This is a genomic window from Streptomyces sp. SID13726 (assembly GCF_010548375.1).
GTDB lineage: Bacteria > Actinomycetota > Actinomycetes > Streptomycetales > Streptomycetaceae > Streptomyces.
On the sequence record NZ_JAAGLY010000182.1, the window covers coordinates 1 to 584 of the forward strand.

At 71.4% G+C, this 584-nt stretch carries 1 protein-coding gene and 1 pseudogene; both read left to right on the forward strand.

Annotated elements, in window-relative coordinates; translation table 11 throughout:
* Positions 1-339: pseudogene (locus G3I78_RS47055) on the forward strand (hypothetical protein); the annotation flags it as partial.
* 35 nt (positions 340-374) lie between these two features.
* A partial coding sequence (locus tag G3I78_RS47060) for a hypothetical protein (RefSeq protein WP_164436749.1) occupies positions 375-584 on the forward strand: 210 nt, incomplete at its 3' end.

Below are 584 nucleotides of genomic sequence, written 5' to 3' on the forward strand. Positions count from 1 at the left end.
GCCGGCGAGTGGTACCCCGTCGACGCCGTCTCCCGGGCCGCCCTCACCCGCTGGGTCGCCACCCAACGGGCGCTGACCGCCGGACACCTCAAGGTCCTCAACGGCGGCGACGTCGAAGAGCTGTGGGTCACGACCTCCCCGGGCCGCCCGCGCGCCGGCCGGCCCGCCCCGCCGGCCGGACTGCCTGCCGTCGTACGCACGCTGGAAGCCGCACACCGCAAGCTAACCAGCCTCGCGCTCGGCTCCCCGCTGCTCCTTGAGCAGTTCTGCCCCCTCCCTGAAGATGCCGCGAAGCCGGGAAACCCCTCGATTCCTTACAATGTTTCGTTGTATAGTTAGGGAAGAAGCGCGGACACCCCCGAGGAGGAAAGACCATGCCTGCACGCTACGAAGGCCCCGACGCCGACGTCCGGTGGGTCGGCACCGACAGCACGACCCCGGCCGGGCACTACTGCGCGGTCGGCAAGGACAGCATCGGCAACACGTGGACCTGGCTCTTCCGAGGCCCCCTGCCCGGCCCCGGCGCCCTCCCGGACCAGGCGGCATTCGTCGGGTCGATCGCCATCCCCGACCGGCCGGGTACC